Origin of the sequence: Prauserella oleivorans (assembly GCF_042685745.1) — a bacterium.
In the GTDB taxonomy this organism is placed as follows: Bacteria; Actinomycetota; Actinomycetes; order Mycobacteriales; family Pseudonocardiaceae; genus Prauserella_A; species Prauserella_A oleivorans.
This window is the reverse complement of sequence record NZ_JBHUNT010000001.1, coordinates 2,901,519-2,917,704: the sequence shown is the minus strand read 5'-3', so window position 1 is coordinate 2,917,704 and position 16,186 is coordinate 2,901,519. Positions and strand designations below refer to the sequence as shown.

General features: G+C 70.1%; 15 protein-coding genes. 6 read left to right on the top strand and 9 right to left on the bottom strand.

The features are described 5' to 3' along the window. Positions 1-5: 5 nt before the first annotated feature. The 3 genes from ACFSZT_RS14320 to ACFSZT_RS14310 all read right to left on the bottom strand — a co-directional run bounded on the left by ACFSZT_RS14320 (position 6) and on the right by ACFSZT_RS14310 (position 4,396). The gene (locus ACFSZT_RS14320; RefSeq protein WP_377392102.1) at positions 6-1,778 is read right to left on the bottom strand and encodes a CocE/NonD family hydrolase; all 1,773 of its coding nucleotides are present in this window, start codon (positions 1,776-1,778) and stop codon (positions 6-8) included. Then, positions 1,775-3,172: a hypothetical protein gene (locus ACFSZT_RS14315; RefSeq protein ID WP_377392104.1), complete on the bottom strand. Its 1,398-nt coding sequence runs from the start codon at positions 3,170-3,172 to the stop codon at positions 1,775-1,777. Before ACFSZT_RS14315 ends, ACFSZT_RS14320 begins: the two co-directional genes overlap by 4 nt. Before the next feature lie 456 nt (positions 3,173-3,628). Beyond that, complete coding sequence (locus tag ACFSZT_RS14310; RefSeq protein WP_377392107.1) at positions 3,629-4,396, bottom strand: IclR family transcriptional regulator; 768 nt, start codon at positions 4,394-4,396, stop codon at positions 3,629-3,631. 67 nt (positions 4,397-4,463) lie between these two features. Here ACFSZT_RS14310 and pcaH point away from each other — a divergent pair, with 67 nt between their 5' ends. From pcaH to ACFSZT_RS14285, 5 genes are read left to right on the top strand one after another with little or no spacing between them, the layout of a single operon-like run. Next, complete coding sequence (gene pcaH, locus ACFSZT_RS14305) at positions 4,464-5,225, top strand: protocatechuate 3,4-dioxygenase subunit beta (RefSeq protein ID WP_377392110.1); 762 nt, start codon at positions 4,464-4,466, stop codon at positions 5,223-5,225. Then, a complete protein-coding gene (gene pcaG / locus ACFSZT_RS14300; RefSeq protein ID WP_377392113.1) occupies positions 5,218-5,778 on the top strand; it encodes a protocatechuate 3,4-dioxygenase subunit alpha in 561 nt (186 codons plus the stop codon). The genes pcaH and pcaG overlap by 8 nt, the downstream gene beginning before the upstream one ends. Beyond that, on the top strand, positions 5,775-7,043 hold the full coding sequence (locus tag ACFSZT_RS14295) for a lyase family protein (RefSeq protein WP_377392116.1): 1,269 nt from the start codon (positions 5,775-5,777) through the stop codon (positions 7,041-7,043). The genes pcaG and ACFSZT_RS14295 overlap by 4 nt, the downstream gene beginning before the upstream one ends. Further along, positions 7,036-7,428, top strand: coding sequence for a 4-carboxymuconolactone decarboxylase (gene pcaC, locus ACFSZT_RS14290; protein WP_377392119.1), 393 nt, complete (start codon positions 7,036-7,038; stop codon positions 7,426-7,428). The genes ACFSZT_RS14295 and pcaC overlap by 8 nt, the downstream gene beginning before the upstream one ends. Next, a complete protein-coding gene (locus tag ACFSZT_RS14285; RefSeq protein WP_377392123.1) occupies positions 7,425-8,615 on the top strand; it encodes a 4-hydroxybenzoate 3-monooxygenase in 1,191 nt (396 codons plus the stop codon). Before pcaC ends, ACFSZT_RS14285 begins: the two co-directional genes overlap by 4 nt. Before the next feature lie 160 nt (positions 8,616-8,775). Here ACFSZT_RS14285 and ACFSZT_RS14280 read toward each other — a convergent pair whose 3' ends face one another. The 5 genes from ACFSZT_RS14280 to ACFSZT_RS14260 form a co-directional block, all read right to left on the bottom strand. After that, on the bottom strand, positions 8,776-9,465 hold the full coding sequence (locus ACFSZT_RS14280; protein ID WP_377392126.1) for an SDR family NAD(P)-dependent oxidoreductase: 690 nt from the start codon (positions 9,463-9,465) through the stop codon (positions 8,776-8,778). Next, complete coding sequence (locus ACFSZT_RS14275; protein ID WP_377392129.1) at positions 9,462-11,189, bottom strand: FAD-dependent oxidoreductase; 1,728 nt, start codon at positions 11,187-11,189, stop codon at positions 9,462-9,464. Before ACFSZT_RS14275 ends, ACFSZT_RS14280 begins: the two co-directional genes overlap by 4 nt. A gap of 22 nt (positions 11,190-11,211) precedes the next feature. After that, complete coding sequence (locus ACFSZT_RS14270) at positions 11,212-11,958, bottom strand: SDR family NAD(P)-dependent oxidoreductase (RefSeq protein ID WP_377392132.1); 747 nt, start codon at positions 11,956-11,958, stop codon at positions 11,212-11,214. Further along, on the bottom strand, positions 11,955-12,245 hold the full coding sequence (locus ACFSZT_RS14265; RefSeq protein ID WP_377392135.1) for a Dabb family protein: 291 nt from the start codon (positions 12,243-12,245) through the stop codon (positions 11,955-11,957). Before ACFSZT_RS14265 ends, ACFSZT_RS14270 begins: the two co-directional genes overlap by 4 nt. Before the next feature lie 96 nt (positions 12,246-12,341). Beyond that, positions 12,342-13,124: an IclR family transcriptional regulator gene (locus tag ACFSZT_RS14260; RefSeq protein WP_377392138.1), complete on the bottom strand. Its 783-nt coding sequence runs from the start codon at positions 13,122-13,124 to the stop codon at positions 12,342-12,344. A 114-nt stretch (positions 13,125-13,238) separates the two neighbouring features. Between ACFSZT_RS14260 and ACFSZT_RS14255 the strand changes: the two genes are divergently transcribed. After that, complete coding sequence (locus ACFSZT_RS14255) at positions 13,239-14,555, top strand: MFS transporter (RefSeq protein WP_377392141.1); 1,317 nt, start codon at positions 13,239-13,241, stop codon at positions 14,553-14,555. A 155-nt stretch (positions 14,556-14,710) separates the two neighbouring features. On the opposite strand, the gene ACFSZT_RS14250 is transcribed toward ACFSZT_RS14255, so the two are convergent. Further along, the gene (locus tag ACFSZT_RS14250; protein ID WP_377392144.1) at positions 14,711-16,171 is read right to left on the bottom strand and encodes a benzaldehyde dehydrogenase; all 1,461 of its coding nucleotides are present in this window, start codon (positions 16,169-16,171) and stop codon (positions 14,711-14,713) included. Between the last annotated feature and the right edge of the window lie 15 nt (positions 16,172-16,186).

Here is a 16,186-nt window from a genome sequence, read left to right as displayed (position 1 = left end):
GGTGCTCAGCGCACGATCGGCAGGTCGATCGACGAGGCATGCCCAGGCTCGCGGTGCACGGTGTAGACCGGAGCCGGGCTCTGCTCCTGCCGGTTGCTCTCCCGCACGTCGGCGCCCGTGATCGTCACCCGCAGGCGGTGTCCGGCCGGAACCACAGTGGACACCGGCAGCATGTCGAACGACACCCGTTCCGCCTTGTGTGGCCGCATCGGCTCGGCGTCCCGTTCGAGCCCGCGATGCCACGGGGTGCCCAGCACGTCGAACGGCGCCTTCGCCGTGTCCCGGATGGACAGCCACAGCCTGCCGTCGGTGAGGATGCGCACGCTGCCGTCCGGAGCCACGGACTCGAGGTAGGCGAAGACGTTGCCGTCGGCCGCTGTCGAGGACAGCCGCAGCGAGACGACGGGATGACCGGTCAGCTCGGTCGCCTCGGGCAACGGAGCGCTGGTGTAGGTGAGCCCCCTCTCGTCCTGCGGGCAGGTCTGGTTCAGGCCGACCGGCTCCGGACAGCTCACCGAATAGTCGACGTGGTAGACGTCGGCGCCCCCGTGTCCGCGCGGGGTGCTGGTCGTGAGCGCGCCATCGTTGACGGAGCCGACGGTGCCCGTGGGGCCCTCCGCGAGGTAGTACCGCGTCGCGCTCGCCTCCGGCGGCCAGGACTTCGCGGAGTTCCACCGTCCCGTCTCGCCGGAGGTCGTGTAGTAGTGAATGGGCGGCTCGGCCATGATCCCGTTGTCGATGCCCTTGAGCCAGTAGTCGAAGAACCGGTGCTGCTCCGCCACGAGGTCGAAGCCCTCGTGCCCGCAATGCGGCCAGGGGCCGATCAGTACCTTGTGCGGATTGCTGAGCGTCGCGGCGCTCACCAGGATCTCCTTGCGGAAGTCGTCGTCCCAGCCGTCATAGCTGTAGATCGGCACACCGGAACGTTCGATGCGCTCGGCGTAGGTGGCGACGCTGTAGTCGATCCACGGCCGCGCTCCCACGGAGTCGACGTGACTGTCGCGGAACGGCGCTGCCCTCCACATGTCCCGCAGCTGCGTGTTCGCCTGGTGCTCCAAGGCCGCCTGATACAGCAGCTCACCATTGGGGTCGGCGTCGACGGGCAGGTTGCGCAGGTCCTCCTCGATCGTCCGGTTCGGACCCACTCCCCAGTTGGCGCGGATGCCGCCCCGTTGGAAGCCGTCGTACTTGTGGAAGGAGTAGTTGCCCGCGAAGACGGCCTTCAGGTGTGGCGATCCGGCCGTGGCGGCGTGCATGGCGGCCTCGCCGGTGTTGGAGCACCCGAAGACGCCGATCTGCCCGTCGCTCCAGGGCTGTGTCGCCAGCCAGTCCATGATGTCGTAGGCGTCGGCCGCCTCGGTGCGGGAGTGGTAGCCGGTCATCGTCCCGAACGACGCGCCGTTGCCCCGCCGGTCGACGTAGGCGACGACGTAGCCGTACCGGGTCAGTTCCGCCATGCCACTCGTGACGCCGGCCAGGTTCACCGTGCCGTCCTCGGCACGCGATGCGCGACTCAGCTGGTGTTCCCACACGACGGGGTGCGGCGTGTCCACCGCACGGCCGTCGACGGCAGGCCGGTAAAGGTCGACCGCCAGCCGGGTGCCGTCGCGCATCGGCACATACTGGGATGTGCGGACCCACTCGTCGTAGAGCACCGGGGCGTAGCCCGAGTACTCACCGGGGCGCGAAATCCTCGGCTCCGCCTCGGCCGCCGTGGCCGGGACCGCCGTCACGAGTAGCAGCGCCATCGCGAATGTGGCGCGCCAGAAGGCTTTCACCTGTTCTCCTCACCATAATAGGGCCGGTTGAAGGTCGGCGGCCGGTAACCGAGGTAGCGGCCTGGTTCGGTACCCGAGGCCGCGAGTCGGTTCATCGAGGCGGCATCCGTCGGGCCCCAGTGGCCCGTGCGCAGCCGGTGGGTCATGGCTGTGATCGCCGCTTCCTGCTCGGCCGTGGTGAACGTGCAGTGGCCCGCCGTGCCGACGTAGGTCTGCCGCAGCAGCACGGCGTTGCCCCGCCGGTGCACCACGGCGCCGTAGGACTGTTGCTGCGCGACCGTGGAGATCTGGTCGCCGATCGGGTTGACGGTCAGTACCGGGATGCGGAGATCGCCGTCGTAGACGATGCCCCGTTCCAGGCGGGACACCGCCTGCCGGTCCGCCGCGATCCTGGGAGCGGCCGCGAGCGCGCGCAGGTCGGCCGCGAGGTCCAGACCCGCGCGGGCGTACAGCTCGCGAACCACGCGTCGGTGCGACGGCTCGGCGAGCGCCAGCTGGCGGGCGTAGTCGACCCCGGTGTTCCAGGAGGGGTTGCCGCCCACCAGCTGCTCGATGGAGCGTCGACTGCTCATCGCCTGCCCCAGGTAGGGCAGGGCTCCGCCGGCCAGCGCCAGGTACATACCCTCCTGCAGGGCGTCGGCATCGCGCGGATCCGGTCGAGGTGTCGGCTCACCGGCTGCGGTGAGCCCCCATGCCGGGAGCTGGCCGATGGCGGCCGCAAGCGCGATCCGGGCCTTGCCCTCCGGTGTCCGCTGGGCCTCGCCGACGGCCGCCAACCACGCCTGCTGCGCACCGGCCACGTCGGCGGGGATGCCGGTAATCGGCAGCGAGGTGTCGCCGAACAGCAGTGTCTTGAGCGTGAACACGGTGTCGAGCTTCTGGTTCCACTGCCCCACCGCGCCGCCGAGACCGCCGCAAAACGGCACCGCGGCGGAGAAGCGATCCGGGTACACCTGCGCCGCGCCCGCCGACACCATGCCGCCCATGGAGCTGCCCGAGGCGATGGCCCAGCGGGCCTTGCCGAACGCCGCCTCGAACCGCTCCAATGCGGCGGCCTGGTTGTCGATGGCGGCCGCGATGTCCCAGCCGGTGACCGTACGGGTGGTGCCGCCGACCGCGTAGCCGAGTTCGACGAGCCGCCGCGCGAGGGCGTCGTCGGGCGCCCGGCTCGCGAAGTCGAGGTCCACCAGCACGATCCCGTTCCACTGGCTGGGCCGTGCGAACCGGTAGCGTGTGCCGTCGTCGAGAGTGCCCTCGGCACACTCGTGCCGCACCACTGTGCCGGCAAGGCATGGGGGCGCAGGAGGCTCGGCGGCGGCGACCGAGGACGCGCCCGCCGCGACGACGACGGCGGCGAGCGCAGCGGTGACATGACGAAGACGTGTTGTGCGCATGAGATTCTCCCCGCTCAGGAGTCTTGGGCGAGCCGGTACTGCGCAAAGCCCGCGTGCCTCGACAAGGAAGTAGGGCCGGGTGACCGGTTTCGGTGGGGGTGCGACGGAGCCACGGGATCGAACCGGAATCCACTGTGGCCTGTCGGCAGGTTGCTCGTGATCGAGCGCCGACCTTTCATGTGTGGTGCGTGATCGGTGCTCGCGGCTACGGAGGGAACTGTGCTCTCGCGACGGCGACCACGAGGACCGCGGCGCATGCGCTGACGCGTGGAGGTCGGAAAGACAGCTTCACGGGAGGCCCTCTCTCTCCTGGCACCGCGCCGAGCCGGATGGCAGCTCGCCGTCGAACGCCCGCAACAGAATGAACTACTTCCATGTCGGGCGTCAACAACTGTGTCGCCTATAGGGGTCGGTGTCCCTCACCGTCGCGGCGCTCGATGAGACCCGGCGCCGCGGTCAGTGCAGGTTCCGCGCGATGCCCTGCGCCGCGATCTGCAGCGCGGTCAGCAACCGTGTCCGGGCACGCTTCAGTGTGGGCACGACGATCCCGAGCGCCGCCACGACCTCGGGCTCGGTTGCGGCGGATGCCGGGCGCGTGATGGGGACGGCGATCGAGCAGGCGCCGAGGGTCATCTCGTCGGTCGTGGTGGCATAGCCGGCGCGACGTACGGTGTCGAGCTGCTCCCGGAGCCAGCCTGGCTGGGTGATCGTGTGGGCCGTGAGCCGTGGTAACGGTCCGGCGAGCACCCGCTCGCGCACGTCGTCCGGGGCGTAGGCGAGCAGCACCTTGCCGACGCCTGTCGCGTGCAGGGGCAGGCGCGAACCGGTGCGGCTCACCACGGGTACGGACGCGCGTCCGGACAACCGGTCCAGGTACAGCACCTCCAAGCCGTCCCGCACGGCCAGATGCACCGTCGCCCGGGTCGCCGCATGGATGTCGCTCAGAAACGGTGAGGCGACGTGCCGCAGGTCGGTCCGGTCGGGCGCCAGCAAACCGACGTCCCAGAGCCGCCGGCCCACGGCGTATCGACCGTCCTCGCCGCGCACGAGCGCGTCCCCGGCCACCAGTTCACGCAGCAGCCGGTGCGTGGTGGGCACCGGCAGACCTGCCCGCCGCGCCACCTCGGTCGCACTCAGCCGGCGATGGGCGTTGTCGAACGCGTACAGAACGGACAACGTCCGTGACACCACCGTGGCTCCCGGGGTGGAGGTATTGCCGGCCATCACCGCCCCTTTCACTCAGTGAGAACAGCATGTGGCCTCCTGGGCGACCTGGCCACATGCTGTGACGGTGACCACGACACCACTCGAACCGCAGGAGCAGATCTCGGAGGAGATCGCGAGGATCCATAAAGAGGCGGGCGCCGGCCAGACCCGGCCGCGGCTGGATTTCCCACCGTATCGCAGCTCGCTGCTGCGCCATCCGACGAAGCAGTTGCGGATGGTGGACCCGGAGGAGGTGGAGCTGCTGGCGCCGGTTTTCGGCCAGTCCGATGTGGATCCCACCGAGGCCGATCTGACCCTGCACCCGCAGGGCGAGCCGATCGGTGAACGCTTGGTGGTGACCGGGCGGGTGCTGGACGGTGACGGCCGTCCGGTGCGCCGGCAGCTGGTGGAGGTGTGGCAGGCCAACGCGGCCGGACGGTATGTGCACAAACGTGACCAGCACCCGGCGCCGTTGGATCCACACTTCTACGGCGCGGGACGGTGCCTGACCGACGACGACGGCTGGTACCGGTTCACCACGATCAAGCCCGGCCCCTACCCGTGGCGCAATCATCACAACGCCTGGCGTCCGGCGCACATCCATTTCTCGTTGTTCGGCCAGGAGTTCACCCAGCGCCTCGTGACGCAGATGTACTTCCCGGGTGATCCGCTGTTCGCGTTGGATCCGATCTACCAGTCCATCACGGATCAGGCCGCCCGGGACCGGCTGGTCGCCTCCTACGACCACGATCTCACCACGCACGAGTGGGCCACCGGGTATCGCTGGGACATCGTGCTGACCGGCGCGCACGCCACCCCGCTGGAACAGGAGGCCGACGATGAGTGAGTTCGTGGCGGCGCCCGGCCAGACGGTCGGCCCGTTCTTCCACTACGCCCTGCCCTACGACGACGGCCCGCACCTGGTGCCCCCGGGTTCGCCCGGCGCGATCCGCGTGCACGGCACCGTGTACGACGGCGCGGGCCTGCCGGTGCCGGACGCGCTGCTCGAGATCCGGCAGGCCGATCCCTCCGGCCGGGTGCCCCGGGTGGAGGGCTCGCTGCGGCGTAGCGGCGTCTTCACCGGCTGGGGCCGCGCCGCGACCGACGCCGCAGGTCGCTACGCCTTCACCACCCTGGAGCCGGGCCCGACCCGCGAGGGCGCCGCGCCGTACTTCGCCGTGACCGTGTTCGCCCGCGGCCTGCTGGACCGGCTCTTCACCCGGATCTACCTGCCCGGGCCCGCCGCCGAGTCCGACCCGCTGCTCACCTCGCTGCCCGAGGACCGCCGCCCCACGCTGATCGCGACGCGGGACGACGCGGGGAACCTGCGCCACGACATCCACCTGCAGGGCGAGTCGGAAACGGTGTTCCTCACCTTCCCGGCGCACGCAGACCGATGAGCGGGCTCCTCGAACCTGGATCGCACCGGGCGCGCGGCCTGGTCGACGACCGGGCACTGCTCACCGCGATGGTGCGCGTGGAGACCGCGTGGCTGCGTGCGCTGGCCGCGGCCGGTGCCATCGACGCCGCCGACGCCGCGCGCGCGGCCGCGGCCATCGGCGCGGCGGACGTCGACGTCACCGCGCTCGCCATGGAGGCCGAAGCCGCCGGCAATCCGGTGGTGGCGCTGGTCCGGCAGCTGCGCGCAGCGGTCGGAGACGACTCGCTCAGCCGCCTGGTGCACCGTGGCCTGACGAGCCAGGACGTGCTCGACACCGCGCTCGTCCTGCTCGCCCGGGACGCCCTCGCACGGATCGTGGCCGACCTCCGCAGCACCGCCGACGGCCTGGCCCGCCTGGCCGCGCGCCATCGCGACGACGTGCAGCCCGGCCGCACCCTGACCCAGTACGCCGTCCCGGTCACCTTCGGCCTCACCGCCGCCCAGTGGCTCACCGGCGTGCTGGACGCCGCGGAGGCGGCCGGTGACGTGGCCGGCCGGCTGCCGGTGCAGTGCGGCGGCGCCGCCGGCACCCTCGCGCTGGTCGCCGAGCTCACCGGCGACCCGATCGCCGCGGCACGCGCCTTCGCCACCGAGCTCGGGCTGTGCTGGCCCGGCCTGCCCTGGCACACCCGCCGCCGCCCGCTCACCGACCTCGGCGACGCCCTGGTCGGGGTGTGCGATGCGCTCGGCGTGATCGCCACCGACGTCACGCTGCTGGGCAGGCCGGAGATCGGCGAGGTCCGGGAAGGACCCGCGCCCGGCCGCGGCGGGTCTTCCACCATGCCGCACAAGCAGAACCCGGTGCTGTCGGTCCTGCTGCGCTCCGCCGCCCTCCAGGCGCCACCGCTGGCCGCCCAGCTGCACACCGCGGCCGCCCAGGCCGTGGACCAGCGTCCCGACGGCGCCTGGCACGCCGAGTGGCCGGCCCTGCGCCGCCTGCTCGAACTCACCGTCACCGCCGCCGCGCAGGCCGTCGAGCTCGTCACCGGGCTGCGCGTCGACGTCACCGCCATGCGGGCCCACGCCGACGGCGCGGCCGACCAGTTGCTCGCCGAACGTGGGCGGCCCGGCACACCCGCCGACTACCTCGGCGCCGCGGGCCGGTTCGTCGACCACGCACTCGAGCGCCACCACCGCACCACAGACGCCCGCGGGCACCCCGCCGGTCACCGCGGCAGCGCCCAGCCAACCCCCACGTCCCCGACGGAGACCGACCGTGCCTGACCAGTTCCACGACCCCTACGACGCCGGGATGACGGTGCGCCGCGAGGTCCTCGGCGACGCGCACGTCGACCGCGCCACCGCCCGCACCACACCGTTCACCGAGGACTTCCAGACACTGATCACCCGCTACGCCTGGGGCAGCATCTGGACCCGGCCCGGCCTCGACCGCAAGATGCGCAGCGTCGCCGTGCTGACCGCCCTGCTCGCGAACCATCACTGGGACGAGTTCGCGATGCACGTGCGCGCCGCCCGTCGCAACGGGCTCACCCCCGACGAGATCGGCGAGGTGATCCTGCAAAGCGCCGTCTACTGCGGAGTCCCCGTCGCCAACCACGGCTTCGCCATTGCCCAGCAGGTCCTCGACGAAGCGGAGAACAAGGCATGACCACCCCACGGACCACCACCACGCAGGTCGGCATCGTCGGCGGAGGACCCGCCGGGCTCATGCTGTCCCACCTGCTGGCCCGCCGCGGCGTCGACTCGGTCGTCGTCGACCACCGCAGCCGGCTCGAGATCGAACACACCGTCCGTGCCGGCATCCTCGAAGCCGACAGCGTCCGACTGCTCGCCGACACCGGCGTGTCCGACCGCGTGCTCCGGGAAGGCGACCAGCACCACGGCACCTACTTCGCCTTCGGCGGCGAGCTGCACCACATCGACTTCCAGGAACTCGCCGGTGCCTCCGTGTGGCTGTACCCACAGACGGAGGTGTTCATCGACCTCGCCAACGCGCGCGAAGCCGCGGGCGCCGACGTGCGGTTCGGCGTCAGCGGCACCACCGTCCACGACATCACCAGCCGACAGCCGTCAATCCGGTTCACCGACGCCGACGGCACCGAGCATGAAGTCCGGTGCCGCTACCTCGTCGGCGCGGATGGCTCGCACAGCATGTGCCGGCACGAAATCCCGGCCACCGACATCCGCCAGTACCGCAAGGAATACCCGTTCGCCTGGTTCGGCATCCTCTGCCAGGCCCCCAAGAGCGCCCCGGAGCTGATCTACAACCACTCCGAACGCGGATTCGCGCTGATCAGCCAACGCACCGACACCATGCAGCGGATGTACTTCCAGTGTGACCCCGACGAGGACGTCGATGCCTGGTCCGACGACCGGATCTGGTCCGAACTCCAAGCCCGCGTGGGACTCAACGGATGTGAGCTCAAAGAAGGACCGATCACCGACAGAGCGGTGCTCCGATTCCGCAGCAACGTGGTCGAACCGATGCGCTACGGCAGCATGCTGCTCGCCGGCGACGCCGCGCACACCGTCCCGCCCACCGGCGCCAAGGGCCTGAATCTCGCCCTCGCCGACGTCCGCGTCCTCGCCGAGGTCCTCGACCAGGCCCTCACCAAGAACGACGACGACGTACTCGACGACTACTCACACCGCGCCCTCGACCGGGTTTGGCGTTCCCAGCACTTCTCGTACTGGATGACCTCCATGCTGCACCGGCCACCCAACGCGGACGACTTCGACCTCCGCCGCCAGGTCGGCGAGCTCCGCTCGGTGGTGCGCTCCACCGCCGGATCGACCTTCCTCGCCGAGGGCTACACCGGCTGGCCGTCGGCCTGACCGCGTCGCGCCCATCGGAGGATGGGCGCGCACAGCGAACGGGACCTCCTCGGCGTCACCGAGGAGGTCCCGATCGCGTTGCTCTCACTCCGTGTCCGGCATCTCGCCCGGCTCTGCCGGGGAGCGATGATGCGGGTGGACAGGAAACACGAGGGCGTCGTCAACCCGCGGCCGCATACCCGCCGTCCACATACAGCGTCTGCCCGTTGACGAACGCCGCCCGATCCGACAACAGGAACAGCACCGCGCTCGCCACGTCGTCCTCCGTGCACAAGCGGCCCAAGGGGATCGCATCGACCACCGACTTCAGGTCCACGACACCACCGGCGATCATCTTCTGCACCAGGGGCGTGTTCGTCCACGCCGGGCCGACCGCGTTGACACGGTGCCCCTGCGGCCCCCACTCCGCAGCGAGCGCGTTCGTCAGCCCGGTCACGCCCGCCTTCGCCGCACTGTACGCCGCCCGCTCCGGCAGGCCGCGCGCCGCGGCGATCGAGGAGATGTTGACGATCGAGGCGCCCTCGGCCAGATGCTCGAACGCCGCCTGGCAGGCAAAGAACGTGCCCGACAAGTCGACATCGACCACCATGCGCCAATCCGCCTCCGGTAGCGTCGCCGAGGGGCCGGGGCGGGTCAGGCCTGCGCTGTTGACCAGACCCGCGATCCGCCCGTACCGGTCACGAATGTCCGCGAACGCTCGCCGCAGCTGCGCCGGATCGCGGACGTCGGCCCGGTAGTCACCGCCGGTGATGTCGATGCCGGCAACGGTCCAGCCTTCGTTCGCCGCTCGCGCACAGACGTGGGCGCCGAGACCGGAGGCCGACCCGGTCACGACGACGACACCGGTCATGACCGGACCGACGCCGACTTCTTCGGACCACGGGACCGGCGCTCCTCTGCGTGCGCAGCGATGTCCCGCCCGACGCGATAGCCGAACACCATGGCGGGCCCGATGTTCGCGCCGTAGCCCGGGTAACCGCCGCCGAAGACGCTCACGGCCGCCGTGCCCACGGCGTACAACCCCGGCACCGGCTGGTTGTCGTCGTCGAGCACCTCGCTGCGCGTGTTCACCGCCAGTCCGGCGTAGGTTCCCAGGTCACCCATCTCGATTTTCACCGCGTAGTAAGGACCTTGGTCGATCGGCGCGAGGTTGGGATTCGGCTTGTGGTCCAGGTCTCCCTTGAAGTGGTGGAACCAGTTGGACCCTCGGTTGAACTTCGGGTCCTCCCCTCGTGCGGCGCCGGCGTTGAACTCGTCCAGTGTCGCTTGGAGGCGGTCGGCGGGAACACCGATCTTCTGGGCGAGCTCGGCCACCGTCGGAGCCTTGTGCAGGAAGCCCGAGCGCTTGAAGTAGACCTGCGGGAACGGCCACGGCTTGGCGTAGCCGATCCCGTACCGGCGCATCGCCTTCTGGTCGGCGATGATCCAGCCGTATGTGCCCTTGCGTCCCCGATCGTTGTCGATCATCTCGACACCGTAGTCGTGATAGGACAGTGACTCGTTGGCAAACCGTACGCCCTCGCGATCGACTGCGATCAGCCCGGGAAGACCGAACGCCCGCAGGTGCGGGAACCACCGCTTCTGGCCACGCAAGCCGCGGAACACCGTAACCGGTCCCCACGCGGCCGGCTGGTGCGGCTTGTCGTCGATATGGCCGCCGAAGGGCTCGGCCAGCCGGAGCGAGTCGCCGTGGTGTCCGATGGTCGGGGTGGTGTGGTTGGTGCCGTCGGGGTCGTGGGGGAAGAATCGCTTGCGCAGCTCGGCGTTGCCGGAGAATCCGCCCGCGGCGATGACCACGCCCAGCCGGGCCCGCACTTCACCGGAATGTTCACCGGAGATGCGTGCCCCACACACGACCCCAGAGGCGTCACGCAGGATCTCCTGCGCACTCGTCGAGGTCCACATCCGGACGCCGGCTTCGTCGGCCGCGGCGATCATCCGGGTCATCAGCGCGTTCCCGTTGGTCCGCGTGTAGGCGCGCTTGTGCAGCAGCGTCTGTGCCCACGTCGAGGTGACCCGCTTGGCCGCGTACGCGAACGCCTTGAGGTTCTGGTTGGCCTTGAGGAACATCGCGATGTCCGGCCCGATCTCCGGCATATAACCGAAGACTGTGTAGGAGAGCAGGTAGGGTTGCAGGCGCAACCGGTTGTGACCGAGGATCCGCGCGTCGACCGCGGGCACGGTCACCGCACGGCCGGACACCTTCGCGCCCGGCGCGTCCATACGGTAGTCCGGCGCTTTCTCGGGGTACTGGAACTTGATGCCGGCGTCGTTTTCGAAGAAGTCCATCGCTTCCGGCACGGTGTCGAGGAAAGCCCCGGTGGCCTGGGGGTCGTAACTCTTCCCCGCCAGGTGCCGGATGTAGGTCTCGGCTTCCTCGCGAGTGTCTCCCTGGGCCACTCCCTGCCGGTTGCCGGGCACCCACGCCCAGCCGCCGGAAATCGCCGTCGTGCCGCCGAGGTAACGGTCCTTGTCGACGACGATCACGCTGTGGCCGTCGTGCGCGGCCTTGAGCGCGGTGGCGATCCCGGCGGCGCCGGAACCGATGACGAGGACATCACAGTTGATGGTCACGGTTTCTCCTTCGAAACGTGGTTCAGATGGCCGTGTAGCCGCCGTCGACGACCAGTTCGGCGCCGGTCGTGAAGCCCGATTCATCCGACGTGAGGTACAGCACGGCGTAGGCGATCTCCTCCGGCTCGCCCTGTCGTGGCAAGGGGTTCCCACCCACCAGCTGGCGGTAGTACGCCTCGGGCCCGATCGCCGAGTTCTCCGCGGCGGCCCGGCTCATCCGGCTGCGCATGGAACCGGGATGCACCGAGTTGACCCGGATTCCGTACTCGCCGTAGGTGGCGGCGTCGGCCTTGGTCAGCAGCCGCACCGCACCCTTGGTGGCGTGATACAGCGGCACGACCTTGCCGCCGGTGAGGCCGTGGATGGAGGAGAAGTTGACGATGCTGCCGCCGCCGGCGGAGATCATGTGCGGGACGACGGCGCGCGTCGTCAGCCACACACCCTTGACGTTGACGCCGAAGATCAGGTCGAACTCCGCCACGGTCGCCTCGTACGACGGCGCCGGACGACCGATGATCCCGGCGGCGTTGACCAGGATGTCGGGCGGACCGTGCTCGGCGACGACCTCTGCCACCGCACCGGCAACGCTGTCCTCGGAGGTGACGTCGACGATCCTGTCCTGGACCGCGAGCCCGTCCCAGCCGCCATCCGCCCGCGCGCGATCGAAGTTCACCACCGTGGCTCCCTCCTCCGCGAGTTTCCGTGCGCTCGCCCGGCCGAGGTCACCGGAGGCGCCGGTGACGATCGCCGTCTTGCCCGCGACCCTCATCGGACCTCCACTTCGAAGTCGACCGAGACGATCTGCTCGGCACCCGCACCGGACAACGCGATCGCCGGCTGGTGCGCCGGATGCGCGGTGTAGGTTGCGACGTCCTCGATCCGTTCGAAGTCGGCGACCACCGCCGCATCCCACGAACGCTCCGCGTGCAGGACGTCTTCACCCACCGACAGGGACTTGATCTCGGGGATCCGGTCCGGTAGCCCGCGCACCACCGCCAGCCACTCACCCGGGTCGTAACCGGGCTTCCAGCGGAACAGGACCACGTGCCGGATCATCAGCGACCCCTTTGCTCGTCGGCGAATCTCTCCGTCGACGATCGCCGCACCGTGGGCCGGCGCGGAAGGAGGACTCCGTTGAATGAGAGAGTTCGGCTACATCGAGGTGAGGTCGGCGTCCAGCCGCGGATGCAGGCCGAGCGCGCGGGATATCGAGCGTGCGGCGGCCAGCAGTGCGGAGATCTGCGCGAGCCCGTTGCCGCCCTCGGAAGGCACGACCACGTTGAGCGCGGCGACGACATCCTCCCGCGGTCCCCTGATCGGCACCGCGACTCCGGTGGCGCCCGGCGTGATGAGCCCGTCGGCGACGACGAAACCGTGGGTGCGGGCGTCGGCAAGCATCCGGCGTAGCGACTCGGGATCGGTGGGCGTACGGTCGGTATAGCGCTGCAGCCGGGAGGCCAGCAGCTGCTCCTGGACGTTGGCCGGCGCGTGCGCGACGAGCACGATTCCGGACGAGCAGGCATGTGCGGGCAGGCGTCCGGCGACACGGATGATGTTGCGGGAACCGCCCCGTGTGGACAGTCGTTCGATGAACAGCGCTTCCAGCCCGTCGCGCACGGAAAGCTGCGTGTGGTGCCCGACGACGGCGTGCAGGTCTTCCATCACCGGCATCGCGGCCTCCCGCAGCCCCGCCGCGCGCGACCCGCGCGAGGCCAGCTCCCACAGCCGCACCCCGAGCCGGATACGGCGGCCGGGCGTGCGTTCGAGGTAGCCCAGCGACACGAGCTCGTTGACCAGCCGGTGTGCCGTGGCGATGGGCAGCCGGGCGTGCCGTGCGATGTCGGCCGCCGTGCGGGTCGGGTTGTCGCCATCGAAACACGACAGGACCCGGTCCACCCGCGTCAGGACCGACTCCCCAGACGTGGAACGCGCCATGGGCCCCATCCTCACCCACTGATGCTTCTCATTCAATGGAGCCACGGTTTCGCCGGGTGATGCCGGACACGCACGCTTCTGGGCAGCTTCCGGACACCGGCCAAAGGAGATCACGTGTCCAGTTCCACCGAGCTCGAGGCACCGGTAACCGCCCACGAACGGCGTCTCGCCCGCCGTGCCGCGCTGGCCGCGTTCCTCGGCAGCATGCTCGAGTATTACGACTTCTTCATCTACGGATCCGCCGCCGCGCTCGTCTTCGGCACCGCGTTCTTCCCACCAGGCGACCCCACGGTGGCGACGGTGCTCGCGCTCGCGACGTTCGGCATCGCCTACATCGCCCGGCCGCTCGGCGCTGTGGTCTTCGGCCACTTCGGCGACCGCTTCGGCCGGCGCGGTGTGCTGCTGGCGACGGTGTTGCTCATGGGCGCGAGCAGCCTGGCGATCGGCCTGCTGCCGACCTACGAGTCGGTCGGCACGCTGGCGCCGGTTCTGCTGGTGATCTGCCGCCTGATCCAGGGACTGTCCGCGGGTGGCGAGGCCGCCGGCGCCAGCACACTCACGCTGGAGTACGCGCCCGAGGGGCGTCGCGGGTTCTTCACCAGCTTCGCCATGGCCGGATTCGCGGCGGGCATGGTGCTCGCGACACTGGTGTTCCTGCCCGTGGCGGCGCTGCCGAAGGATGCCCTGCACACGTGGGGCTGGCGGATCCCGTTCCTGCTCAGCGTTCTGGTGGTCGCGGTCGCCTACTTCATCCGCCGCCGCCTGGACGAGACGCCGGTGTTCACCGCGGTCGACGAACCGGCACCGGCACTGCCCCTGCTGAAGCTCCTGCGCGAGCAGTGGCGAGACCTCGTGCGCGTCATCGGATGCTCGCTGTTCGCGGTGTTCCAGACACTCTTCGCCGTGTTCGCCCTGTCCTTCGGCACGTCGGACACGATCGGCCTCGACCGCGCGGCGATGTTGTGGGTCTCGGTGGCGGCCAATGCTGTCGCGATCCCCGCGATTCCCTTGTGGGCGTTGCTTTCCGACCGGATCGGCCGGCGTCCGGTCTGGGTGTTCGGCGCACTGGCATCGGCGGTGACGTTCGTCGGGTACCTGTGGGCGATCAGCACCGGTTCGATGGCGCTGGTGTTCACCATCGGCGTGCTGCACGCGGGAATCGCCTACAGCGCCGTCAACGGGCTGTGGCCGTCGTTCTTCACCGAGATGTTCGATGCTCGCGTGCGCTACACCGGCTTCGCGATCGGCACGCAAATCGGCTTCCTGCTCGCAGGTTTCTCACCGTCGATCGCCGTGGCCATCACCGGCGGCGGTGAGTCGATGTGGTGGCCCGTCGCGCTGTTCGCCCTCGGATGCGGCGCGATCTCCGCCGCCGCGGCATGGACGGCACAGGAAACCTATCGGACGCCGGTGCTCGAGCTCGGGCGGTAGCCGAGCCGTCGGCCCGTTTGTCCGGAAGAACACACCACCGCCCCGATCCCCGCAGCTGGGGACCGGGGCGGTGGTGCGCTGTGTCGTGAACACTGACGGTTGCCGAACGAGACCCCCGGCCGTCATTGCCGACCACGGCCAGGCGGCACTGCTCGTCAGAACGGATACGATGCGATCTCCGGGCGGAGGGTAAGCCACTGGGTTTCGGTGAAGGCCTCGATGTTGGCCTGCGCGCCGCCGAAGCGGGAGCCGGTGCCCGAGGCGGCGACACCGCCGAACGGGGCCATGGCCTCGTCGGCGACTGTCTGCTCGTTGATGTGCACGATTCCGCTCGGGATCGCGTCCGCGATCCGCATGGCCTCACCGACGTCGCCGAGGATTCCGAGGGACAGTCCGTACTCCGTGTCCCGCGCGATCTGGAGGGCGTCCTCTGCCGAGCCGAAGGGCACGACCGGAGCGACCGGACCGAAGATCTCCTCCTTCCAGGCGGGCATTCCCGGGTCGACCCCGGCCAGCACGGTCGGCCGGTAGAACAAGCCTTCGTACGTGCCCCCTGCGGCCAGCCGTGCCCCCGCCTCGACCGTGGCCTGGACGAGCTCATCGACTCGCCGCAGCTGGCCCTCGTCGATGAGCGGACCGAGTGCGACCTGTCCCTCGGCGGGGTCCCCGATCGGCAGGTGTGCCGCCTTCTCGGCGAGTGCGTCGACGTAGGCGTCGTGGAGGCTTTCATGCACCAGGTGGCGGCCCGTGGTCATGCAGATCTGGCCCTGATGCATGAAGGAACCGAACGCACCCGCCGAGACGGCGCGGTCCAGATCGGCGCCGGGCAAGACGATCAGCGCGTTGTTACCACCCAGTTCGAGGTGCACCCGCTTCAGGGATTCGGCGCCCAGGGCACCCACCCGGCGGCCTGCCGAGGTCGAGCCGGTGAAGGAAACCACGCGAACTTCAGGGGCGGTCACCACCGCCTCGCCGGTATCTCTGCCACCTGGCAGCAACTGGAGCACGCCGTCGGGCAGACCTGCCTCGCGAAGGATCTCGACCAGCGCCACGCCACCACAGACGGCCGTGCGCGGGTCCGGCTTCAGCAATACGGCGTTGCCGAGAGCCAGCGCCGGCGCGACCGACCGAATGGACAGGATCAGCGGGAAGTTGAACGGCGAGATCACGCTGACCACGCCGGCGGGTCGCCGACGAGCCAGACTCCATCGAGCGTCGTCCCCCGTCGCGAGAACCTCGCCCTGTGGGTGGGTGGGCAACGCCGCGGCCTCATAGCATTCCTGGGCCGCTGTGCGCGTCTCGAGCCCGGCCTTGGCGGGGATGGAGCCGGCTTCGCGGACGATCCAGTCCGCCACCGCCTCGGCGTGCTCCTCCCACAGTTGTCCGGCTCGGCGCAGGACGGTTGCACGCTCCTCGGGTGACCGCGCCGACCAGTGCCGTTGCGCTTCGGCGGCGCCGCGGGCGGCGCGCGCCACGTCCTCGGGCGTCGCGCTGCCCACGGTGCCCAGGACCTCACCCGTGGCAGGCGATACGACCTTGATCGCTTCGCCCCCGCCGGCCCTCCAGCCGTCGAGGAAGATCTTGTTGTCCCAGTCGGTGCGGTCCATGAAGGCCATCGTCAGTTCCTCTCG